This is a genomic window from uncultured Aquimarina sp., from assembly GCF_947500065.1.
Lineage (GTDB): Bacteria > Bacteroidota > Bacteroidia > Flavobacteriales > Flavobacteriaceae > Aquimarina.
In genome coordinates, this window is record NZ_CANMQT010000003.1 from 427,227 (window position 1) to 451,204 (window position 23,978).

Here is a 23,978-nt window from a genome sequence, read left to right on the forward strand (position 1 = left end):
TTAACATTTTTTAACTAACATTTAACAATAATTTAGCCGTAATTTCCTACTTCAATCAACAAGTAAAATAACACTACAATGATACTTAGTAAAATTTAATAAATCAGCAGGAAATCACCTGTTTATAAATAGGGTTTTTGCCCCTTACAAATTTGCTCTTATAATACCTTGAAAGGCTTGTAAAAAAGGAATTTTAGAAAAAAATAAAATAATTCTTGATTTATTAAATTAAATAAACAAAATTTACGGGCTTCAAAAAAATAAACGAATCCCCTAATATTATATTAATGGTGATGCATGTTATTTAATTCTTTAGATTTTTTCATCTTTTTACCGGTAGTTTTTATTATTTACTGGTTCTTTTTTAGCAAACACTTAAAACTCCAGAATATTTTTATTCTAGTAGCGAGTTATTTGTTTTATGGAATGTGGGATTGGCGTTTCTTGTTTCTTATTCTTGCCAGCACTACTATTGATTATATGGTAGGTCAATACATCTACAATAGTGACTCTACTTCGCAAAGAAAAAGATGGCTATGGGTGAGCGTAATTTTTAATATTGGGCTTTTGGGGTTCTTTAAATACTACAACTTCTTTGTTGATTCTTGGGTTGACTTTATTAGCATTTTCGGCTATGAACTAAAGAGTTCATGGACTTTGCAAATTATACTTCCTGTTGGTATATCTTTTTATACGTTCCAGACGATGTCTTATTCTTTAGACATTTACTACAAAAGACTTACCCCTACTAAAGATTTTATTTCTTTTGCAACGTTTGTAAGTTTTTTTCCACAATTAGTGGCTGGTCCAATTGAGAGAGCCTCTAATTTACTCTCACAAATTACAACAAAAAGAACCTTTAAGTATTCTCAATGTACTGAGGGCTTAAAACTAATAATCTGGGGACTTTTTAAGAAAGTAGTAATTGCTGATTCTATAGCCCCCATAGTAGATGATATTTTTGCTAATTATGGTAGCTATCCTGCCTCTACTCTCATACTTGGTGTTACATTATTTAGTTTCCAGGTATATGGAGATTTTAGCGGATACTCTGATATTGCTATTGGTACTGCTAAATTATTTGGGATAGAATTAATGTCTAATTTCAAGTTTCCAAGTTTTTCAAGAAATGTAGCAGAATACTGGCAACGATGGCATGTATCATTATCCACTTGGTTTAGACATTACGTTTACATTCCGCTTGGAGGTAGTAGAGTAAGTAAACTAAAATCTGTAAGAAATATTTGTATTATCTTCTTGGTAAGTGGTTTTTGGCATGGAGCTAATTGGACTTTTATTGCTTGGGGAGCAATTCATGCACTTCTATATATTCCGGTTTTCTTAATGGGACGTAATCGGATTTACATGAATAATGTTGTAGCAGAAAATAGCTGGTTTCCTTCTTTTAGGGAAATATTACAGATACTACTCACCTTCTCTCTGGTAACATTTTCCCGAGTGTTTTTCAGATCAGAATCAATAACAGATGCTTTTGGTTTTTTAAAACAGATATATACCAATTTTAGTTTTGAAATATACGAACATCCTTTAGGATACCGTATGATAGACTATTTTATATTACTAGGGATATTTGTTTTGTATGAATTTAGAATCAGAAGAGATGAGCGATCCCCTTTTAAATTTAAATCAAAACTAGTACGATTTGTCGCCTATACTTTAGTAATTTTAGGGATGCTTCTTTTCTTTGATGATAATATCGACAGATCTTTTATTTATTTTCAATTTTAAAACTTTAAAAGTATACAAAATAGAACTGAAACAAAATGAAAAAACTTATTCTAAAAAGCGGCTTATATGTTTTTCTGGTTCTTATTTCATTAGAATTATTAGTACGTGTTTTTCATTTAGGAAAAGACACTCCTACCAGGATTCTAGATGAACATAAAGTAGAGAAATGGATGCCTAATCAGAATGGTTTTTCTGTTACAGGAAACAGAAGACAAAATTTCTCTGAATACCATATAAACAACTCAGGATATAACTCTTATAGAGAATTTAACCCTACTAAAAACAAAATTGAAGTTGCTCTTGTTGGAGATTCATTTATAGAAGGATTTCATCAAAACTACTATAACTCTATCGGTAAAAAAATAGAGAAATCTATACCAGAAATCGAAGTGTATGAATATGGATATGCGGGATATGATTTTGCAGATCAGTTGCATCTAGTAAACGCCTACAAAGAACAATTTGATGCAATTGATCATATAATTCTTGGAATAAAATTCTCTAATGATCTTACAAGAGGAGAATATGAAGTAATAATGGGACGATTGGCACTAGAATCGCCTATGAATAGGCTTCTTAAAAAAAGTAAACTACTTGTCTATTGTAAAAGCATTGGCATTTTAGACCCACCTCAAAGACTCATGTATAAGCTAATCAACATCTTAAAACCTGCAATTAAAAAACAAGATGTAAACAAAGAAGAAGTTTTACGGATTAAGAATAAGAAAGAAAAAAAATACTTAGCGAATTTTAATAGTTTAATTGAAAAATATGGCTTTGATAAAAATCGTTTTACATTACTACTAGATTCACGAATTACTAGTAACCTCTTCTTATCCTATCTAGACAATAACGACTTTAACTATATTGACTTTTCAAAACACTTTGAAGAAAGTGATCAAGCTACAACTTTGATCTATGATAGACATTGGAACAATAACGGAAGAGCTTTAATTGCAAAAGCGATCAGTGAATATCTTAAAGAATTAGAAATTAAAAAGTAGTAACTAACTATTAAACACTACTTTTTGCATTTTAGCACTTCCAACAATTAAATAGGATTTTTCTTTTTCAGAAACTTCTAACACTCTAACATTATTAACGTTATCAATACTTGTGTATAAGAAATCAAATACAATTCTTCTTAACGGACTGTATTCTTTAGTATTATAATCCACTATTTTAAGATCTTTGTCATATAGCGCCTCCTCTATAGCAGAAACCTGATATTCATCAGTAGGAATAACTGGGTTTTCCTTTCGTTTTGCTTTATACTTTTTATAACGAACATAGGCAACCTTAAATACAAACTCCTTAAGTTTTACTTTCAGACATTCTATATTTCCTTTAACGAATCCTACAACAGATTTTTTTGGGTAGATAATTTGATGTTCAAAATTATATATATGATTACACCACTCTCTTTTATAACTTAGATCCCCCATCCCCATTTCATAGGATTTGTGATTATTTTCAATCAACCAATCTAACTTTTTATAAATCTCTACACTACCTAAACTAAATTTAGAATAATCAATATCATAAGAAGATATTGCACTAAATAATCTGTTCTGAAAATGATGATTTAAGGAAACTATAATAGGTTGATCACCCTCAAAAGCAACAAACATCGATGCCTTTTTTTCATTGATTAAAGAAAAGTACATCTTTTTATAATGATCCCACCTTAAAAGACTTTGACTTACATCGTTACGCTGCTCAAACCTTCTAATTAACATTTTTTCTAAAGAATCCATGAAGAAAGCATATTCATCTTCTTCTATCGATCCATAATAGGTTTTATAAGAAATCTGAAAGCATGACTCTAATCGTTTCACTCTTCTCCTTATTGCTTTAGCATTGCTTCTAAAACGATGTTTTATATATGCATCAGCATTTGCAAACCCCTCAAGAAAAATAGCATACCCTTTAAAAAACTGATCCACCTTTTTTATAACAAACCTATCATTTTTAAGACTTGGTTTTAAATAGTCTGGTATAAAAAAAACGGAATATATCGTATCTGGATTATGCACCAGGTTATCATCATAATCAGGATTGATTAATGGTTTTTCATTTTCTGAAGGACGAACCTCTGAGAATAGTTTCGGGATTGAACATTTTTCAAAAAGTTCGAAAAAGTAATCTATATGCTCTTTTCTCATCTATTACTTAATCTATAATAAGGAAAGAAATAATTTTTTAGATCTTCTTTCTTAATATTTGTATATTCTTTGTCGGAAGACAAGCACAGTTCATCATACAACTGCTCATTTACTATTTTTCTTCCTGTACAAAATATCACATCTTCATCTTTAGGGAAAAGTGATTTCTTATTCTTGTATAATCCATCTCCATCTTTCATTCCACCTCCAAGGACATAATGTTTCTTACCATTTTCCACAGCCCACTCTATTACCTTTACTCTTAAAAAGTCATTAGGTCTATAGCTAAAATACTCCGCATTTGTACCGCCTAGAAATGCAAAAATTACATCCTTATAATTTATAATAAGTTCGACAGAAATAGGTATACCTTCATAATAAACAACAACGATAGAAAAATTATCCAAATTGGATAAAATCAAGTCTTCAAAATATGCACTAGAGAAAAAGTAAATACTATCCGCGTTATTTCTGGTCATAGTAGCTACATAAATATCATTAAATATTTTTATAACTTCCTTAGTTATTTGATCTTTATGAAAAACTTTAAAATCTAAATCATAATTTATTGCTTTTCTATAGTTGTTCCTTACTTTAGGTAAAAATGCATTCCATTGATCTTCAAAATTATCTAATAAACGACCTTTTACATTAGACAGTGTTTTTATTAAAGAACCCGAATAATTCTCATGATTTTCATTGAGGCTAAAACGCACAAATTCTGTTATAACATTATTCTCGTTGTACCAAATATCTACATGTTTCCAAAATTCTGCAAGATCGTTTGAGGTTACATTTTCATTAAATAAAGGGCCACTATATCCATAAGGACTAATAACATCATAATAAGGATAGTCCTTTTCATTTATTTTTATCTTCCTTAATACAAAGGGCATCAGAATGATAGGAGCACCATCCTTTTCAAACAAAAAGCATCTCAATTCGTCAGAATCTTTTTCAGAATGACGAAGGTGTTCTATAGAATAATAAACGTTATTATTCCACTCTTTTTTTAGAAGTGACTTATATTTCACAACTTCAGAACTATCATCAAGATTTTTTATTAATATTCTGTAATTTTCCTCCAATGTAAAAGTTTTAATATGATTGATTTTATTTAATGATTGATTTTATTTGCTAGTTTTTTACTACATATTCATCAAAATAGTTATAGATTTTCTCAGCTAAAACTTGTGATAACCATATAATTCTGCCACAATGCTCCACATGCCACACTGCTTTTCCTTCAAAAATATTACCCGCTAATAAAGGTCCCACAATATGCAAATTGCTTGATGCTTCTAAAGACTCATTTACATCAAAACCAATTTTAGACTCATTAGGGACACACAATTTTTTATTTACAATTTTGCTCAATAATGGTGGAATATCTGTAGCATCTAAATTTGTACTTCCAATACAGTTAAAAACAATGTTTATCGAATCTTCACTAGTTACATTAATTCCGGATTTTGTATCTAAATATTCTAATGAATATTTATTATCAGAGTCCTTTTTAATATCCACAAATCTTCCTGCAATATGATCAAAGCGGTTTTCTTCTTTTAGCCTATCGATTGTCTTGGAATAATGATACCCTGCACATCGTTGTCTTCTTCCTATATCATTTCCGTATCGGCAAGCAAATTTTCTCAATTCTTCTTGATCTAACTTTGTCAAAAGAGAACCAAAAGCTTTGGATATAATATCAACTGTAGAAGCTGCTCCTAAGTTAATTTCGTCAGCTAAGTCTAAATCTCTGTAAGTAGCTTCTGCTATTTGTTTCGCGGTTAAATTTTCACACTCGACTAGAGAAAGTAAATTTTTCGGAGCATATTTCTTTTTTCTTTCCTCATCAACTATAGAATCTGGAGATAATCCTTGAGTAGAAAGCAACGTAAACTTATTAATTTTAGATTTTATACTTTCCAAATCATTTAATTTGTAAAGCATTTCTAATCCACTAGCATTTGCTCCTACGATCAATGCGTTACATTTTTTTTCTGATGTACTCTCCAAGAACACTTCTACTTTCTTTAGTATTTCTTTTAGGTTGGGTTTGTATGGATTATTAATAAAGATTAAATTATCTTCTATAATTAAATCCTCTTTTTTCCATAATTGAACAGTTGGTAGTGAACCAACAGAAAGAATCACTTTTTCAGATATGATTTTTTGACCATCATCAAGAGACATCACATATCCATCATTCTTTTTATCTAAATCAATTACTTCTGTATTGATGAAGTTTATGGATATACTATCATTTTTTTGAGCTGCCTCAATATTGTTTTTGACTTTCTGATCAATATAGCAACCAAAAAAACGACGAGGAATAAAAAGATCCTCCCATTCATTATTCTTGAGTTTTTCTTTGTGCGTAGAAAGCCATTCCGAAGATAATTCACCACCTTCAGATCTAAACTCTTCTAATAGCCATTCTTTATTTTCGTTAAGCCATTTAATAAATTTGCTTAATTCTGGCTCTGGTAAAAAGTTCTTTAAAGAGGTAATTAATAAAACTGAAAAACCAGATCTTATACCATAAGGTATTCCTGTATAAAATTCCGGATATTTTTCAATAATAGTTATTGATATTTTCTTATTAATCGAATTGGTTTTTAATTGATCAAGAAAATGTAAAATAGTAAATGACGATGAGATACCAGAACCAATAAAGGCGATATCTGTGTGGTTAGTTTTAATTTCAAAATCCATAAACTATGGTTGTTTTGTTTTTATTACGCGTGCTGGATTACCAACTACCGTAGTGTATTCTGGAACATCTTTTATAATTACTGTTCCTGCCCCTATTAAGGTTTCTTTACCTATTTCTTTAACACCTGTCATAGCAGTAACTCCCATACCAACATAAGCATTTTTTCTAACATTAATTAAAGCGCCTATGTTAACACCAGAAGACATAAAAACTCCATCTTCTAAGGTTACGTGATGTGCTATGGTACTATCCATGTTAATCATAATATAATTACCAATAGTTGTATGTGGCATCACGATATTACCTGCTAACATATATACAGCTTCACCAATTGTTACATCTGGTGCAATAGACACCGTATGATGTAAAAAACCAGGAATACCGTATCCTTCTTTTTTTAAAGTGGATAAATACTCCACTCTTACTGCATTCACTCCTATAGGACAATAGACATCTTGAATTTTATTTTTAAATTCATCCAAAAACAAATCCTTATACTTACCGATAACGGGTATATTAATCACTTCTTTACCTACCAACTCCGGATTATCATCGATAAAACCAATGATATTTACACCTGCCTCTTTAAGATAGGAAGCATACACCTGTCCTTGGGTTCCTGCACCAATTATTACAGCATTTTTCACTTTAATATAATATAGTTTTTAGTGGTTTCTTATTCTATTTGGTTAATTATTACCTGTAAAAGTAGGCATATTTACATTTTCACCGCTATTAATATCTTCTTTAAACAAAACTTTCTTAGCCGTCATAAGAATAATTTTAAAGTCAAGTTTGAAACTCCTGTTTTCTGTATACCAAACGTCTAATTTAAATTTATCATCCCAAGAAATAGTATTTCGTCCATTTACTTGGGCCCAACCTGTAATTCCAGGTCTTACATTATGTCGCTTTTTTTGAAAATCATTATACAATGGTAGATATTTCACCAAAAGTGGTCTTGGACCTATGAGACTCATATCTCCTTTTATAACATTAAACAGTTGCGGGATTTCATCCAATGAATACTTTCTTATAAACTTTCCTGTTTTTGTAATTCTCTTTTCAAAAGGCAACAACTCTCCTTTTTCATCTTTTTTGTCGTTCATACTTTTAAACTTGATAATCTTAAAAACTTTTTCATTTTTACCAGGTCGTGATTGAAAAAAGAACGGTTTACCATTATTGGCAATAGCCAACAACACTATAAGCACCAATATAACTGGTGATAACAAAAGAACACCTATAAAACAAAGTGTAAAATCTATCAAACGTTTTATAAATGAATTGTACATAAAATCTACGCTTGTAATTCTGATTCTATACTATTAATTAAATCCCCGACATTATTCATATTCATAAGATCCATTAATTTAAACTTAATACTAAAAGCTTTTTCTACTTCTGTAATAATCATCATATGTGTAATAGATTCCCATCCATCTACATCATTTGCTGTAGTCTCATTGGAAAGTTGGAAATTTTCATGTTCTAATACTGAAATGAATGCTGTTCTCACTTTAGATAAAATCTCTTCTCTATTCATTAATTGGTTATTTTAGTTGTTTAGCTTATATTAAAATGTTTTTTTAACTCTTTCCTATCAATTTTCCCATTAATACTGTGCGGAAATTCTTTTATGAATCTCACATGCATCGGAATCATATAACTAGGCATCATCTTTTTCATATGGTCAAATATATATTCAGTATCAAATTCTTCGGATTCAATTGCCAAACCAAGCTCTGCATTGCCAAGAGAATTTGTAATATCCAGTGCTACCATATTCACCTTTTTATCAGATCTAGATTTTGCGTGAAATTCTATTTCTGCAAGTTCTACTCTATATCCTCTAATTTTTACCTGAAAATCTGCTCTCCCTACATATAAGAAGTCTCCTTCTTCGTCTTTTAAGCAAAGATCTCCCGTCTTATAATATCTTATATTTTTATCATTTTCTTTTCTTGTGAAAAAACTTTGAGCATTTCGTTCTTCATTTTTCCAATATCCTGGTGTTATTTGCGGTCCACCTAAGCATAATTCACCAGTTTCACCAATAGCAACTTCTTCATTGTTTTCATTTACCACAAGATACAATGTATCTTTTTGAGGAGTACCAATAGCTATAATGCCATTATGTGATTTAGTATCTGTTTCTTTATGATATGGATAAAAACCACTATATACTGTAAACTCAGTAGGTCCGTAATAATTGAATATTTTACAATTCGGAAGGCAATCACTCCACTCTTTTGCGATTTCATCATGTAAAGCACCACCTCCAAAACTACAATACCTTACATCAGGAGCGTTTATTTCTCCAAAATAAGGTCGCAGATAATTGATGATAGACGGTACCATCGTCAGAACCGTAAGCTTTTCTTCATTAATCAATTTAAAAATGTAGAAATACTTAATAGCTCCTTTAGGAATTGTATACATACAAGACCCTGCCAATAAAGGAAATAAATACGTTACCACCGAAAAATCAAAGGTAAGTTCAAACATCTGTAAACATCGATCCGATGGAACAAGATCGAATGTTGGTTCTGCATCAATTGCTCCTACTAAAGCCTGCACATTATCAAAAGTAATAGGAACTCCTTTGGGTAAACCAGTAGTACCTGAGGTGAACAAGATATAAGCTAATTGATCACCAGAAAATTCTTTAAGAACAAGATTTATCTCTGCATCTACTAATCCTTTAGAAGCAATAACTTTATAGTTATTATAGTCGGTAGATTCTGATGAATCTATTACATATTTTGTTTCTGTTAGCTCAAAGACTTTTGCATTTCTTTCAAAAGGAACGTCAGGATTAACAGGAACATATGCCTTTCCTTCTAACCAAAGTGCAACGATACCTGCATACGTTTGAAGATCATCATTGGTGACAAGACCAATAAGTTTTTCAGAATCTTCTACAGCATTTACTACTGCTGCTCTTATTTTGGATATCTCTAAAGCAAACTCTTTATATGTATGAAAAGCACCATTAATACACAACACATTGTGATCTGAATGTTTCTCTATTGATTCCTGTAGTTTTTTTACAAATTCCATATTGCAGTTAATTATACCTTTGGTTTAATAAAAATGTCCATCACGATTTAACATAGCAAAATTCTCAGCATCAATCTCCGTCTCATTATGTGCTAACCCTTTTTTAGTTACTTTATGGGTGAAAATTGTTCTATATCTTTTGGTTATATTATCGGATAATTCTGTATCATCTGTAAATATGAATGTTGTTTTCTGCTTAATAAAATTTTCTATTAATGCATCTACACACAAATCATAATTCTTATTATCCTCGACCAAAAAATATTTAACATTAAATTCATTATAATTTATAACATAAGATAAAAAACCAATGATTTTATCTTCTTTTATAATTTTCAGATTATGAAGATAAATATTATTACTAATACCTGTTTGCAGAGATTTATGAGGATGCTTATCAGGTACAGGAGTTTGTAAATATTGGCTATCATTAATCTGCCAATCAACATATTCTTTTGACTTGTAAATCAAGTCGTTATCACAAAGAGGTTTAATAAACTTCCAAGTATCATCATCTAGTTGATTAACATACTCATACGAAAGTGTTTTTACATTGTTCTTTAATTTAGATCTATTTAAAAACCGTATAATAGCTCCAACAAAACTATCTATTCGATCCAGTATGAACTTGAAAGATTTTAAAAAATTAAACCTTCCTATCAACATAGAAGCATCCAGACTAAAAAATATAGTATGCCTTAATCTCGAAGCTATTACTTTAAAAGGTTGTTTCTCGTAAAAAGTATTGACATTTTCCGCATAGGATTTAATCAATATTTGTTTTCCTGTAAGATTAACAGCTTCATTATAGATATAGGTACCTAACACTGTGTCTTTATATGTTTTATGTACCCACCACGATATCATCCAATATACCTTTTTTGGTGTACCATCCTTTACGTTTAACAAGTCCGGAAACATAAAAATAAATGAGATCATCTTGTCTCCTTCATACCCAATTACACCACAATAATCATCATCAGTGATTCTATTATTAGCAACTAACCATAAAGCTTTACTCTTTGGTAATGGAGCAAGATCATTCTTCCAATAGGTGTTTTTATCAATAGCTTCACTTAACATTTTTTTTGTTAAGCCTATAACTTGTAAATCTTTACTCATTTTCTTCTGACTAAAATAACTAATTAGTTCGTACCATTAAACCATTCTGATGTTAGCTCGTTTGACATATTAACATCTTCTTTTTTCAAAACTTTTTTTAATGTAAGACCTAATATTTTTAGATCTAATAAAAAACTACAATTCTCCACATACCAAACATCATACTCGAACTTCTTTTTCCAGGTAATCGAATTTCTACCATTTATTTGTGCCCAACCTGTAATTCCTGGTCTTACATTATGTCGTTTTTTCTGCGTTTCATTATAAACGGGTAAATATTCTATTATTAAAGGTCTTGGACCTATTAAAGACATATCACCTTTCAATACATTTATTAACTGTGGTATTTCGTCTAAAGAAGTTTTTCTCACAAAGGTTCCCACTATAGTCATTCTATCTATATCAGGTAATAAATTACCTTCATTATCCTTCAGGTCATTCATTGTTTTAAACTTGATGATACTAAATATTTTTTCAAACTTACCAGGACGTCTCTGAACAAAAAAGGGTTTTCCGTTATTAGCAAAAGCAAGAAAAACGATCAATATCAAAAAAACAGGTGCAATCAGTATCAACAGAACCAAAGCAATGCTAAAATCAAGAACTCTTTTAAAAAAATATTTATACACCTTTTTCTAGTTTAAAAATGACAATACCCTAAACCTTGGAAAAATTCCAGGTCATACTTTTACACTTAAAAAATGGGGGAAATACAGTAGAACAATGATTTTTATCTGTCGAGGGGAATGCAGTGATCATCATATCTATAATTCTACATTTAGAATCGGAGGCAAATATACAATCTATATTTTATTTTTTAAATTTAAATTAACTACTTTTTTAATAAAAATCAGATGTATTTCAATATCGTTTTTAGGACTGTTTAAATCAAGGCTTCATTTATTAAATGCTCTTTGTTTACGAGAATTCAATAATGATATATGAAACTATATACAAATAATTATGATGCAGTTATTTGTCTTCTTTTTTTGTAAAAAGAAAAAGAATCGTTTTAATCTATAACGAAAAAGATATTAACTACAACTGACTATACTCTTCTAGAATAGCATTCCAAACATATTTTCGTTCGTATTTCTCACAAATCATCTCTCTTGACTTCAAAGATAATTGATGACAATACGCTTTATCAGAAATAAATTTCTTCATAGCATCATAGAGCGCCTCAGAACTTTTCACCGGAATAATTACACCATTTACTTCTTCAGAAACGATTTCGTTACATCCATTAATATCTGTAACAATACTAGGCAATCCCATAGAACCGGATTGCATTACTACATTAGGAAAACCTTCTCGGTAACTAGGAAAAGTCAAAGCATTCGATATAGCAAAAAACGGACGGACATCATGTTGCCATCCAACAGAAATAATATTCGGATTATTATCTATTTCATTTTCAGTTTCAGGCAATAAAGGATCTAATTCTCGTTCATAAGTACCTACCAATAGTAGTTTAGTGTTTTTATGTTCATCATTTAATTTCTTAAATGATGTTATAAGTTCATTGACTCCTTTATCCTTTACAAATCTCCCTACAAATACAAATACAAAGTCATTCTCATCAATTTTCAGTTCCTCTCTTAACTTTGTATTATCAGCATCTGAATATTGAGATGGATCAAAATGAGAAGTATCTATTCCATTAGAACTTCCATTAGCAATAACCTTTAGTTTTTTGGCGCTTGTATATTTGTTTTCCAAAATAATATCATTAAGCCCAAAAGAATTTGGATAAATCATTGTAGCACAAGCATATGTCAATTTCTCAACAGTATCCAACAACACTCTTTTTGCACCAGTTGCTTCTAATAGAGGCAATCCTGCTATGGTATGTAATCGATGTGGAACTCCTGCAATTTTTGCGGCCAACATAGATAAAGTACCTGCTTTAGGAGTGTGACTATGTACAATATCAGGTTTTTCTTTTTTGAAAACTTTATATAATTGATATACCGCTTTTAAATCCTGAATCGGTGTTATTTTACGAGTCATTTCTACCGGAATCACATTAATTTCTTCCTGTTTAGCAACTCTTTCTAAAATATTTTCTTCTCTACTAGATACTCCAATTACATCATAATACTGTGACATAAATTTTAGTTGTCCTTGAAGCAATCCTCCTAGAGATCTAGGAACAGTAGTGACACGAATAATCTTTCCCCTATTTTTCACTTGTATAAATAAAAATGTCTGTTTTTCATTGCAAATATATAGATATAACCACCTTTTAAAGTTTTTATTCTAATTCTTTTTTAACATATAATTATTCAATATATTGGATGAATCATAGGCTTATGGTAAGATTGAAAGATTAGAACCACAACAAAAAGAAGGAAAAAACTTACAACAAAAATTAAAAACTCCTATTATTTCAGGGAATAAATACATTACACACATGCATCACTCATATCACCTCTTAGTTTACAACTCATTATATACTTCTCAATTGGGTTTTGGATAAACCTTCATTATATTTTACGGTAAAACCATAATTATTTAAGTGTTTAAATATCAATTATTTATACTTTGTAAATTTTAACATTTTTTTTCGACGTAATACACAATAACGTCGATAAACATCCGTTATGCTAGCATCAAAAATAAAATGAAACTAAAAAAATAACCCCCCAACCAAATGAAAAAGTTACCCTATTATCTATTAATCCTAATGACTTTCTGTTACATTTCTTGTAGTACAGAAAGTATTGATGAGATTGTCGCTGAAGAGGATGAAGAAATTATTGAAGAAGAGGACAATGAAGAAGAAGAGGAAGAAGAAACCGATGTTACTTCGGATACGCCATGTGATTTTGACCTTTCAGGTATTGCTGCCAATTCCACAATAACAATAGATTGTTTATTGGATTTAGAAGGGCTTACTATAAATTTGCCCGCCAACGTTAATTTTGATTTTGAAGGCGGAGATATTTTTAATGGTACCTTAGTGTTTTCTGGAGGATATATCGATGGAAGACTTCTAAATTCTGATTTAGGTACTGAAGGAGATGTAATGCTTAAGACTCCTACTTTTAAGTTTACCGCTTCTAGATGGAAAAATATTGTACAAGGACAAACTAACTCAGACATCGCTCTTAAAAATACTGCTGAGTTTGAGAAATTAATGTTCCGTATTAAAGATATGGGTGGAACGACATTCGAAACAAATGTTTTTGATGCATTCTTTGAAACTACCAAAGTAACTAGTACAACTTCTGATCAAAATTTTTATGCATCTGTAGAAGCTATTAATGTTCCTTCAAACTTTCACTTAAAAATGTCTGACAATACTAAACTACGCCAGTTTCCTGCTGGATCCAGAATTGCAAACGGAGCTATTCTAGCAATTAGAGATGAAGATAATGTTACTGTTTCTGGAGGTCATTTAATTGGTGATAGAAATGATCGTATATATGCAGCTGATGATGTTGGTTTATATGGCACTCATCTTCTTCATATACACTCAGGAAGAAACGTTACTATTGATGGTGTTAATTTTCTAGAAGGTTCTAAAGGTGCTCTTGCAATTTATTCTTTAGGTTTTAGATTTAACCCCGATTATATTCCTACTTACGGTATAAAAGTTATTAATTGTGACTTTAAAAACATTCGTAGAATGGGGATCGCCCTTACTGATGGTAGCGATATTCTTATTGAAGGAAATACATTTACAAATGTTGGACAACCGATGTCTGGATCTGATGGTGGTGAAGTTGGTTATGCAATCAATATTGAAGCCTTTAGAACAAGAGATGCTAATGGTGTCCTTATGGAAAATGAAAGAGCTTTTGACATCCTTATTACTAGAAATACGGAGATTAATAGTAGAGTTGGATTTACCGCAGCTACTATTGGTCAGGATATTACTATAGATGATAATGATATTGAAACAAGATGTATCATATCATTAGCTTCAGGAACAAAAATCACTAATAATAGATTCAATGCATCCGCAGCGGCTGCCGAAAGGTTTGCAATTTTTGCAGCAGGTAGTCATAGTGAAACAGTTTTTGACAATGAAATAGCTAATAATGATATAACTGGTTATGCTATAGGTATTGCTACTGACACAAATGATATTAATGTACACGATAATACAATTACTAATGGTGAAATCGGGCTACAATTAAAAGATACGTCGGACTCAATGTTTCATAACAATACAATCAACGTAAATGGTACTGGGATTAGTGCAACTAACACCTTTGCAAATAATACATCTATTAATGACAATGAAGTAACAGCTGGTGGATTCCATTTATTTCTTACAGGATTTAATAATACAGCAGAGTCTAATGGGTATTCAATCACAGTAGAAAGAAACAAGTTCTTAAATTCTAAAAAGATTACCATTAATAATGCGAATGGAATTACATTTAGGAATAATGAAGTTACAGGTGGTATTGAATTAGGAACTTCTTCTAATATTGATATTTCTGCTAATACAAAAATAGATCCTAATGATAGTGATGGTATTCGTCTATTTGGAACTCATTCTAATGTTTCGATTACTAACAACAACATATTAGAACCATCTGGAGCTGATAGGTATGACTGTATTAATAATAATTCAGACACTCCTAATGCAATTACCTTAAGTGGTAACACTTGTGCTTCGAGATAAGATAAACGTGTAATAGGTATCTTATAAAATCAAAAAATCCCAAATATAATAGGTATTTGGGATTTTTTGATTTACAATTCTATTTTAAAATTTCTTTTGACCGCATCAAACTTACCACTAGGACCTAGAGGAATATCTTCCACAACCTTTATGTGATAGTCTATATTTTGACCTAATCTATCTTTAAGATTATGTACCAATTTTTCTTTCATCGAATCATCAAAATTCTGATCGGCAATTAAATTGACAATAATCTCTTCTGGAGTTTCCTGTATAATTTGGCTTTTTACAATACCTTCTAAACCTTTATAAGCCGTATCCATCCTACCAACATATCCTTTTTCTTTAGTCCAAAGAATATCATCTTCTCTGCCAGTTAGTTTTTCTATCATAGGCATGGCGCAACCACAATTACAGGTTTTTCCTTCCTCAGAAAGTAATACAGTATCTTCTATATTATATCTGATCAAAGGTGTTTTTAAATTTGTAAAACTAGTAACTACCAATTGAGCAACTTCTCCTGGCTTTGCTTTATCTCCTTTTACATTAATAAATTCGAAGACCCCAGAATCAGTATTCTGGTGTAAATTACCTTGTGTACATTCTGTAATAAAAGGACTGCCTTCACTAGAAGCGTATTGATTATATACATGACAATTAAAGGCTTTTTCAATCTCCAGCCTTTGGTAATCATATAAAGTTTCTGCGGTAACCGCAATGGCTCTAGGAGTAAAACTTAATGTCAAGTTGTTTTGATTAATGAATCTACTTATGATATAAATTGCCGACGGATACCCATCTAATAATAACGGTTTAAAACGATTCAATTTTTTTACATAATGAAATAAGTTATCATCTGTCAAATGATATGTAGACATTAGTAATTGATTCTCGAAATAATTGTAGACCCAAAACGGAGGTTTTTTTGTATTTGGTTTTACCATTAATCTACCAGAAAACCGAACTTGTTTTACTCTTTTCGTTTCCAGACCAATCGCTTTATGAAATCTCCTCCATAGGGCAAACGATCTATTAATAGATTCGGTATCCAAATAATTAATCGTAGGAGCACCAGATGTTCCACTAGTATATCCAACTCCATCCGTATTTCGATTTTTGTTCACCAATAGTTCAGGATTTGTCTTTCTTTCAGATTTTGTTAGAATCGGCATTTTCTGTAATACTTCATAAGGATTTTCTTCAATATCCTTTAAATCGATTCCTAGTTCCTTCATTATTTTACTATACCAATCAGAATATTGCAATGCTTCTGATAATAGAAGTACTAATCTACTTTTTTGATATGTATTAATAATGTCTCTATCCGCTTTCCATAAATCAATGTATTCTTTTAAAAAAGTATCAAACTCTTTAGTATACCGTTGTTTTGAATTCTGAAAAGCCTTTATATTAAGTAATATGAATTTAAAAGGGTATGGTAAACTGTTATATATTTTTTCTTGCATTTTCCCCATAACTACAGTCTTACTTGTTCTTTATAAAATTCCTGAATCTTTTGGGTATTCGAAACGATATCATAATTCCCTTTCACTATCTTCTTTGTATTATCATTCTTTTTAGTAGCATCTATTTCCAATATCTTCTTAGCCCAATATTCTGCAGGCTTATCTATTGAAAGAAACTCAATATCATCTGTTAAACTTACTTCGTTAGTAATGCTATCAGAGGCAAAAACTTTGATTCCTGCCGCTTGCGCTTCTATAAGGGTAACCGGAAGTCCTTCATAAAAAGAAGGAAATACAAACACATCAAACATCTGAAACAATTCAGGTACATCCGCCCTTACACCTAAAAAATGTACACTACTATCAATAGCCAAATTTTGAGCTTCCTTTTCCATTACTTTTTTTAACGGACCATCCCCTATCAATACTAAATCACAATCTGATTTTTCTTTTAATATTTCAGAAAAAATCTTTAATAAAAAAGAATGGTTTTTTTGACTTGCAAATCTCCCTACATGACCTATAACTAAACGATCTTTTACATTTAATTCTTCCTTATACTGTTTAGCAACTGATGCATTGTATGCAAACTTTTCTGTGTCAATTGCATTATTCATTGTTGTAAACAAAGTTTTATCTCCGAATAACCACTTCCCTGCTTTATCTCCACAAGAAAATAAATGAGTAGCGTCTTTTTTAACCTTCTTTTTTAATTGAAGCTTGATTAATTTTTTAAACGTTTCTTTTACTCTTTCCTTTTGAGAAAAAAGCGAAGTAAAACTAACATCATCTATAGCAATATGAGCATGTGCGATTCTACAAGGAATATTAAATTCTTTAGCAATTTTTAAAGGAAAACAGCTAAATGTATTCAAATGAGAATGTATGATTGAATATTCATTATGTTCTTTAAAAAAAGATCGTAGCTTATTATAGTAATCTCCAGGGAAAAGTGGATTAATTGGATCAAATCGATATATCTTACCTCCTAAGCTTTCTATTTCTTCATCAAAAGCGGCTTTCTCTTTTCTATGAACTAAGAAATCAAATTGCACCTTGTTTCTATCAATTTTTCTATAATAATTCATTATCATAGATTCCGCTCCTCCTCTATTCAGGATTGTAAAAACCTGTAAAACACGTATAGCTGCCATTAAAATTCTCCTTTTGTTTTATATCGTATGTACAAGTTTAATAGTATGCCAAATGGTATCGCTAAAATGGTAGTCAACTTCTTAGGTGATTCATTTATAAAAGATCCATTTTTAGTAAATATTGCACTAGAAACATAATGTATTGCATTTTTAAATTGATCCTTAAAGTTTTTAGCTAGTTTCATTCTACTTTTTCTAGAAAAAGCAAAACCTTTAGGATGTCTTCTATATTGTTTCAGGATATTCATACTTGATCCATCTTCCATATATTCAACCTCACATAATACCTCGTTAATTGGTAGCAGTTTATAATCCTGATCAATTAACTGGTACAAATACCCAAGTGGAACAAAACGTTCTCCTTCAAAAATAGGATACGCTGGATACTTTTTAACGACCTCTGTTCTGTACACTAATTTTTTATCTCCTAATACTTTGTGCACATTGTACAAATCATACAATGTAGTTTCCTTTATATGCTCAGGAATCTTTGTACCTATTATTTTTCCTTCGGGATCAGCATCTAATCCTACCAATCCAGCATATTCTGGTTTATCTTTTATTTTTTCCCAAGCAACAAGAATTTTTTCGATCGCCTCTTCTCCAATACAATCATCACTATCAACACATACATTCAGTGTTGTCTCCGTAAGTCTATATGCTGCATTATGACCACCATGCATTCCCAGATTTTTCTGATAATGATACTGTATATCAATTTTTTCATCTTTAATCCAAGATGCTACTAACGTTTCTGTATCATCAGTAGAACCATCATCTATGATTAACCAAACAAAATCTTGATTAGACTGTTTTATTAAACTCTCATAACACTTATGCAAACAGTAAGCCCTGTTATAAGTAGGTGTAAATACGGTTATAGTTTTCATTAATTAAGTTGTTGTTAGTGATTATCCCCAATATAAATAATACATCATATATGTAAACGAAAAATAAGCTACCACTACTTTCCCGATCATAAAATGTTGATTTTTAAAAAAATTCTTTTTTAGGAAAGGATATATAATGATGATCCCCATCATAAACCAAGATAAGTAAGCAAACCTATTAGAATAATTTGCTTTAATTACCAAAATCCAAAATCCATTACAAATCAGGTACGTATTTAGAAGTTGAAAATAAAATTTATCTTCAAATTTCTTTTTATAAATAAAATACCATCCAGCAAATACCGCAAAAGCACTATGAAACAAGAAATCCCAGCGAAATCCTGTACTGGCAAACGCACTAGCATCGACCTCTGATGTTAAATATCCTGTAAGTCGATCATCTCCAAAACCTAAACTAGCGAAAAGCGTAACCCACACACTCCCCATCACCAGAGACAGAGGAATACAAAAAAGCCATCCTTTAAAAAATGTTTTTGGATTGTTGTAAAAGTTTGTGATGATGTAAGCAAAAATTGGCAGAAACAATGTTTTATGAAAAAAAGTCGCTGCGATAAAAAACAACCCCATTACAACTTTATTTCTATGATAACACAATCCCCATAAAAAAAGCGATGTTGCCGCACCGTTTCGCATACCATTCACTCCATAGGTCCAAAATGAAAAAGAAACAATAAACATCAAAAAGGAGTAATACCAATATTGACCAAATAATGTCTTGGATATCTTATAGAGTGGAAATATGTAAATGAATGCACAAATCGTAAAAAAGGTATGTGCAGAAACGATCTGTGCTAAGGTTTTCATAAATACATGCCAACCATAATCATTCACCTCCGGAATCTCTCCTCCTAATCTATACCTATCAAATGTGACTATATAATTAACCGTATCACCGAATATCCCACTAATAGGTCGCTGACCGATATGTAGAATTAGGAAAATCAATAAAAAATATCCTGTGAAATTTATAAATATGACATTTTTTTTCTCACTAATTTCTAAGATTCTTGTGTGCAATAAAGTAAAAACAACCAAGAAAAAGCATAAGTTAATATACAACGGATAGTAAAACTCTAAAGGCACAAAAGTATTCATCTTACTTAGCGTTTTTTTACTATTATGTTATTGCTATTCTGCTTCACTTTTTTGATTTATTCTTTCCTTTTGATCTAAAATCGAGATTATACCCGTTTTCCATCTTGTTTAATAATGCGAGCAGGATTTCCTACTACTACACAATTATCCGGAACATCTTTAACCACAACAGATCCTGCTCCAATAGAACAATTATTACCTATTTTGATATCGCCAATAATAATAGCTCCCGTATAAATCGATACGTTATTTCCTATTGTTGGTCTTTTACCATTCACTTCTCCCACTGTTACCAAATGATTCACGTATAAATTCTCACCTATTGAATCTGCATTCAGAATTGTACTATATGGATGTCCCGTCAGCACTCCGCCTCCAAGCTTCGTACTCATATCAATTCTAAAATACTTTTCTTTTTTACAATATATATTTAACATACTAGATACGATACCTCTGTTTCTAAAATAAAACAAGGTTCTAAAGTCTGGAGAATTAGCCAAAAAGTTTAAAAGCAAAGATACCTTCCCTCCTTTTGCTCCTTTTGCTGATGCCCATCTTTCTATATCCCTATCAATAACCTCTTTGTTTTTACTCATTTGATAAACAATCACATGAGGCAACAAAAAAATCTTATAAATATTTAAAATTAATGATCTCATTCCTAATTTATTAAATCAACAAACATTTTTTGCCAAAGATTCATTACGCTAACAAGTTGATATTTATTTGCATTTTTCCTAGCCTTTTTACCCATTTCCTGAATATTATTTCGATTATTCATTAATTCATTAAGTCCATTAACAAATGTATCATTATCATAAGCTGGGACCAGAATACCCATTTCTTCATTTATAATATTTCTTGGACCATAAGGACAATCAAAGGATACAATCGGTAAACCACAAGCTTGTGCTTCTAATAAAACCAAAGGAAAACATTCATTATGTGAGGTCATCACAAAAATCGAAGATTGTAACATCTCTTCTTTAATCTTATTCGTAGATCCCATTAATTTTATGGTATCGCCAATACCTTCGGTATCAATTTTATCCTGAAGCATTCTTACGTAACCAGGTTCTCCACTACCAAAGATATGAAGTTCCCAGTCTTTTCTAATATTTGCAATCCTTTTCCAAATATCTATTAAGATATCATATCCTTTTACTGCAGCAATTCTTCCGGCTGTTATCACCTTGTTACTCGAAAGTTCTGATACTGTATCTGGATAAAAAGTTAATGGATTTGGAATAACAACAGTGTTATTACTTTTATAAAAACTAGCCTCATCCTTATTCAGAATAACTAGTTTATCATATTTCGATTCTACATAATCCGCAAATTTGAAAAAGAACTTTTTAAAAAGACTTGGGTTTTCACGTTTATCTTTTTCAATAAATTTTGAATAATGAAACTCTTTAACCTTTGGTATCCGTTTCATAATAAACGGAACAAAATAAGTATCTACACTATGACTACAGACTACAACTACATCTGGTTTTATTTCTTTTATTGCAGATTTAGTTCGTGAAATATGTTTAGGTAACTTTTTTAGGTTTTTAGGATGAAAATATGATTTTCGCCTATTATAATTAATTCCTAAATCCTTAAAAATTATCTTTTCATCAAAAGTATAACAAGGTATTTCTTCTTTTTGTTCTGTAGTAATGATATGAACTTCGGTATTCTCTTGCGCTGCAAAATAATTTGCCTTAATAGAAAGCACTCTTTCAATTCCACCGTGTAAGTATACTTGATCAATGATAAAGACTATTTTCATTTTGAAGAAGTATTGGTTAAACTCGTAAAAAGGTCATCCCATTCTTTAGCAATAGTTTCTGGCAGGTATTTTTTTACAGCTTCTTTTGCTTTAATTCCCATGGACTTTCTATTTTCTTCATTTTCAATTAAAGAAATTATTCCATCAGAAAAGGCATCAATATCCCCATTGGCAACTAAAAGTCCATTCACTTTATCCGTAATTATATCTGACGGTCCATAAGGACAATCATACGAAATACAAGGAACACCATACGCCATTGCTTCTGTTAGTACCATACCAAAACCTTCGAACCTAGAAGACATCGTATATATAGAAGCTTGTTCGTATTTTTCTGCAATATTTTTTACTGGTGGATAAAAATTCACCGTTTTTGATATACCTAGATTGTCAGCTAATGCAGCTAAACCTTCTGCTTTGCTAATAGTGCCATAAATATCTAATGTCCAATCTGAATGTTTTTCGATAACTTTTTTCCAGCTTTTTAATAATCTATCATATCCTTTTTGAAAACTATGTTTCCCGACAGCCAATACTTTTTTATTTTCTAACGTACTCTTTGCTTTTGGATAAAATGATAAAGGGTTAGGAATAACCTTAAGGTTTTTAAAAGACCATTCTTTAAGATTTCCATTGGTTAACACAACAAAATGATCATAATATCTACCTCCAAAATTCATGAAGCTAAATTTAATAGCTGTACTCATTCTTTTAGTCAGTGATCGTTTTCCTTTCTTAATTTCAACACTTCTAGAAACATGTCTTTCATAAATCATTGGACATGGCTTTCTTAGCACTAAAGGAACAAAAAAACCTTTTAAACCATCATCACATACTGCGATAACATCTGGATTTAATTTTTTAATTACGCTGCGTAAACCAGACGCATATTTATACATTCTTGTTAGAGGATTTCCTTTTGCACTTACATTATGATAGGATAACTTAGCGCTGAAATCATAGAAAAGCTCATTTGTTTCTTGATTTAAAGTAACTATATGAATATCATAATCATAATCTTCGGCTAGGGTACTTGCCTTAATCGAAAGCACTCTTTCTAGTCCCCCTGGACCATCTATACGATTGACAATATATACAAGTTTCATTAAAATTTACTTTAGAATAATAGGTAAGCTTCTTTGTTCTGATTATTTTTTAATGACAATATCCAAATAAGGGTAACAGAAACCGCTAGTCAAATTTTTATTGAGTGATTTTAAAAATTTAATATATCGCAACCCTTTAAAACCAACTTTGAGAAACGCCGATTTTTCAAATTTCATTAAGCTACTTACTACGTTTAATTCTTTTAGTGGGGCAATAGCCACTTCGAACTCGTGATAACTAGCTCCTCTTCCCCATCTTTGGAATTTCATCATACTTTCATCATCTAATTCTCTATAAGAATCTTTAAAATTCTTTCTGCTTGAGAACTTAGAATAATAATATCCTAATTCATCAGGAAGCCAATCATAAAAAGGCAATGCTGCTGTATGAGAATCATAATACCACAATCTATTTGGAGTTTCAATAACTGCAAGATATCCTCCTTTAGATAACATACCCCAAGCTTGTTTTAACGACTCTAATCGTTCGCTCACAGTCATATGTTCTAAAACCGCATAATAAATAATAAAATCAAATTTTTTATCTTTAAAATTCTCTTCAATTTCTTCTCCATTTACGTGATGTAATTCTGCTTCATAGCCAGCAATTCTCATTCTATCCTTTGCTACGGCTAATGCACCAGCATCTACATCTACTCCTACTACTTTCGCTCCTTGTTCACTTAAGGCTAATGTAGAAATCCCTGTTCCACATCCAATCTCTAGAATACTTGCACCATTTAAATCTTGTACACTATGCAACCAAGGAGCAATTCGATTTCTATTATAATATAATCGTTCAAAAAGCTGCCCGCTTATAGCCATATTATATTCTTCCTTCGATAATCTACTTTTAGTATTACCCCTATCTATATAATTCTCTTTAAGCGACTTTGTTAATTCTTCTAATTGCTCTTTTGAAAATGCTGTATGTTTCTGTTGCATTTTTTTTGGAGCTGTAAAGAATTTTTCTTTTAACAGTTTTTTGAATACCCTTTTCATCGTTTGT

Annotated in this window: 21 protein-coding genes; 3 read left to right on the forward strand and 18 right to left on the reverse strand. The window is 30.8% G+C overall.

Annotated features, from left to right (window positions below; translation table 11 throughout):
* Positions 1-297: 297 nt before the first annotated feature.
* Positions 298-1,749, forward strand: a complete 1,452-nt coding sequence (locus Q0975_RS11950) for an MBOAT family O-acyltransferase (RefSeq protein ID WP_299436900.1) — start codon at positions 298-300, stop codon at positions 1,747-1,749.
* A gap of 35 nt (positions 1,750-1,784) precedes the next feature.
* On the forward strand, positions 1,785-2,753 hold the full coding sequence (locus Q0975_RS11955) for a hypothetical protein (RefSeq protein WP_299436902.1): 969 nt from the start codon (positions 1,785-1,787) through the stop codon (positions 2,751-2,753).
* 3 nt (positions 2,754-2,756) lie between these two features.
* Here Q0975_RS11955 and Q0975_RS11960 read toward each other — a convergent pair whose 3' ends face one another.
* The 10 genes from Q0975_RS11960 to Q0975_RS12005 form a co-directional block, all read right to left on the reverse strand.
* A complete protein-coding gene (locus Q0975_RS11960; protein WP_299436904.1) occupies positions 2,757-3,914 on the reverse strand; it encodes a GNAT family N-acetyltransferase in 1,158 nt (385 codons plus the stop codon).
* Entirely contained in the window at positions 3,911-5,002 is a 1,092-nt protein-coding gene (locus Q0975_RS11965; RefSeq protein ID WP_299436906.1) for a GNAT family N-acetyltransferase, read from the reverse strand. The genes Q0975_RS11960 and Q0975_RS11965 overlap by 4 nt, the downstream gene beginning before the upstream one ends.
* 49 nt (positions 5,003-5,051) lie before the next feature.
* Entirely contained in the window at positions 5,052-6,632 is a 1,581-nt protein-coding gene (locus tag Q0975_RS11970; protein ID WP_299436907.1) for an FAD/NAD(P)-binding protein, read from the reverse strand.
* A 3-nt stretch (positions 6,633-6,635) separates the two neighbouring features.
* Complete coding sequence (locus Q0975_RS11975) at positions 6,636-7,280, reverse strand: NeuD/PglB/VioB family sugar acetyltransferase (protein ID WP_299436909.1); 645 nt, start codon at positions 7,278-7,280, stop codon at positions 6,636-6,638.
* Between the two features lie 42 nt (positions 7,281-7,322).
* A complete protein-coding gene (locus tag Q0975_RS11980) occupies positions 7,323-7,928 on the reverse strand; it encodes a sugar transferase (RefSeq protein WP_299436911.1) in 606 nt (201 codons plus the stop codon).
* A gap of 5 nt (positions 7,929-7,933) precedes the next feature.
* On the reverse strand, positions 7,934-8,179 hold the full coding sequence (locus Q0975_RS11985) for an acyl carrier protein (protein ID WP_299436913.1): 246 nt from the start codon (positions 8,177-8,179) through the stop codon (positions 7,934-7,936).
* Between the two features lie 20 nt (positions 8,180-8,199).
* Positions 8,200-9,696 (reverse strand): AMP-binding protein, encoded by a 1,497-nt coding sequence (locus tag Q0975_RS11990; protein WP_299436915.1) that lies wholly within the window; start codon positions 9,694-9,696, stop codon positions 8,200-8,202.
* A gap of 24 nt (positions 9,697-9,720) precedes the next feature.
* Positions 9,721-10,818, reverse strand: coding sequence for a hypothetical protein (locus Q0975_RS11995; RefSeq protein WP_299436917.1), 1,098 nt, complete (start codon positions 10,816-10,818; stop codon positions 9,721-9,723).
* Between the two features lie 23 nt (positions 10,819-10,841).
* Positions 10,842-11,447, reverse strand: coding sequence for a sugar transferase (locus Q0975_RS12000; protein WP_299436918.1), 606 nt, complete (start codon positions 11,445-11,447; stop codon positions 10,842-10,844).
* A 409-nt stretch (positions 11,448-11,856) separates the two neighbouring features.
* Positions 11,857-13,011: a glycosyltransferase family 4 protein gene (locus Q0975_RS12005; RefSeq protein WP_299436920.1), complete on the reverse strand. Its 1,155-nt coding sequence runs from the start codon at positions 13,009-13,011 to the stop codon at positions 11,857-11,859.
* 463 nt (positions 13,012-13,474) lie between these two features.
* Here Q0975_RS12005 and Q0975_RS12010 point away from each other — a divergent pair, with 463 nt between their 5' ends.
* A complete protein-coding gene (locus Q0975_RS12010; RefSeq protein WP_299436922.1) occupies positions 13,475-15,460 on the forward strand; it encodes a right-handed parallel beta-helix repeat-containing protein in 1,986 nt (661 codons plus the stop codon).
* 71 nt (positions 15,461-15,531) lie between these two features.
* Here Q0975_RS12010 and Q0975_RS12015 read toward each other — a convergent pair whose 3' ends face one another.
* The 8 genes from Q0975_RS12015 to Q0975_RS12050 all read right to left on the reverse strand — a co-directional run bounded on the left by Q0975_RS12015 (position 15,532) and on the right by Q0975_RS12050 (position 23,971).
* Entirely contained in the window at positions 15,532-16,935 is a 1,404-nt protein-coding gene (locus Q0975_RS12015) for a hypothetical protein (RefSeq protein ID WP_299436924.1), read from the reverse strand.
* A gap of 2 nt (positions 16,936-16,937) precedes the next feature.
* Complete coding sequence (locus Q0975_RS12020; RefSeq protein WP_299436925.1) at positions 16,938-18,080, reverse strand: glycosyltransferase family 1 protein; 1,143 nt, start codon at positions 18,078-18,080, stop codon at positions 16,938-16,940.
* Positions 18,080-18,970 carry a glycosyltransferase family 2 protein gene (locus Q0975_RS12025; protein WP_299436927.1) on the reverse strand — a complete coding sequence of 297 codons (891 nt, stop codon included), beginning with the start codon at positions 18,968-18,970 and terminating at the stop codon, positions 18,080-18,082. Before Q0975_RS12025 ends, Q0975_RS12020 begins: the two co-directional genes overlap by 1 nt.
* Before the next feature lie 21 nt (positions 18,971-18,991).
* A complete protein-coding gene (locus Q0975_RS12030; protein WP_299436929.1) occupies positions 18,992-20,086 on the reverse strand; it encodes an EpsG family protein in 1,095 nt (364 codons plus the stop codon).
* Between the two features lie 86 nt (positions 20,087-20,172).
* The gene (locus Q0975_RS12035) at positions 20,173-20,745 is read right to left on the reverse strand and encodes a serine O-acetyltransferase (RefSeq protein ID WP_299436931.1); all 573 of its coding nucleotides are present in this window, start codon (positions 20,743-20,745) and stop codon (positions 20,173-20,175) included.
* Between the two features lie 2 nt (positions 20,746-20,747).
* Positions 20,748-21,863: a glycosyltransferase family 4 protein gene (locus Q0975_RS12040; protein WP_299436933.1), complete on the reverse strand. Its 1,116-nt coding sequence runs from the start codon at positions 21,861-21,863 to the stop codon at positions 20,748-20,750.
* Entirely contained in the window at positions 21,860-22,969 is a 1,110-nt protein-coding gene (locus Q0975_RS12045) for a glycosyltransferase family 4 protein (protein ID WP_299436935.1), read from the reverse strand. The genes Q0975_RS12040 and Q0975_RS12045 overlap by 4 nt, the downstream gene beginning before the upstream one ends.
* A gap of 42 nt (positions 22,970-23,011) precedes the next feature.
* Positions 23,012-23,971, reverse strand: a complete 960-nt coding sequence (locus tag Q0975_RS12050) for a class I SAM-dependent methyltransferase (protein ID WP_299436936.1) — start codon at positions 23,969-23,971, stop codon at positions 23,012-23,014.
* Positions 23,972-23,978 lie beyond the last annotated feature (7 nt).

Bases quoted from the DNA above. Each gene is read 5' to 3' on its own strand.
- Q0975_RS11950 (WP_299436900.1), top strand. From the start codon at position 298: ATGTTATTTAATTCTTTAGATTTTTTCATCTTTTTACCGGTAGTTTTT.
- Q0975_RS11955 (WP_299436902.1), top strand. From the start codon at position 1,785: ATGAAAAAACTTATTCTAAAAAGCGGCTTATATGTTTTTCTGGTTCTT.
- Q0975_RS11960 (WP_299436904.1), bottom strand. From the start codon at position 3,914: ATGAGAAAAGAGCATATAGATTACTTTTTCGAACTTTTTGAAAAATGT.
- Q0975_RS11970 (WP_299436907.1), bottom strand. From the start codon at position 6,632: ATGGATTTTGAAATTAAAACTAACCACACAGATATCGCCTTTATTGGT.
- Q0975_RS11980 (WP_299436911.1), bottom strand. From the start codon at position 7,928: ATGTACAATTCATTTATAAAACGTTTGATAGATTTTACACTTTGTTTT.
- Q0975_RS11985 (WP_299436913.1), bottom strand. From the start codon at position 8,179: ATGAATAGAGAAGAGATTTTATCTAAAGTGAGAACAGCATTCATTTCA.
- Q0975_RS11990 (WP_299436915.1), bottom strand. From the start codon at position 9,696: ATGGAATTTGTAAAAAAACTACAGGAATCAATAGAGAAACATTCAGAT.
- Q0975_RS11995 (WP_299436917.1), bottom strand. From the start codon at position 10,818: ATGAGTAAAGATTTACAAGTTATAGGCTTAACAAAAAAAATGTTAAGT.
- Q0975_RS12010 (WP_299436922.1), top strand. From the start codon at position 13,475: ATGAAAAAGTTACCCTATTATCTATTAATCCTAATGACTTTCTGTTAC.
- Q0975_RS12015 (WP_299436924.1), bottom strand. From the start codon at position 16,935: ATGGGGAAAATGCAAGAAAAAATATATAACAGTTTACCATACCCTTTT.
- Q0975_RS12020 (WP_299436925.1), bottom strand. From the start codon at position 18,080: ATGGCAGCTATACGTGTTTTACAGGTTTTTACAATCCTGAATAGAGGA.
- Q0975_RS12025 (WP_299436927.1), bottom strand. From the start codon at position 18,970: ATGAAAACTATAACCGTATTTACACCTACTTATAACAGGGCTTACTGT.
- Q0975_RS12030 (WP_299436929.1), bottom strand. From the start codon at position 20,086: ATGAATACTTTTGTGCCTTTAGAGTTTTACTATCCGTTGTATATTAAC.
- Q0975_RS12035 (WP_299436931.1), bottom strand. From the start codon at position 20,745: ATGAGATCATTAATTTTAAATATTTATAAGATTTTTTTGTTGCCTCAT.
- Q0975_RS12040 (WP_299436933.1), bottom strand. From the start codon at position 21,863: ATGAAAATAGTCTTTATCATTGATCAAGTATACTTACACGGTGGAATT.
- Q0975_RS12045 (WP_299436935.1), bottom strand. From the start codon at position 22,969: ATGAAACTTGTATATATTGTCAATCGTATAGATGGTCCAGGGGGACTA.
- Q0975_RS12050 (WP_299436936.1), bottom strand. From the start codon at position 23,971: ATGAAAAGGGTATTCAAAAAACTGTTAAAAGAAAAATTCTTTACAGCT.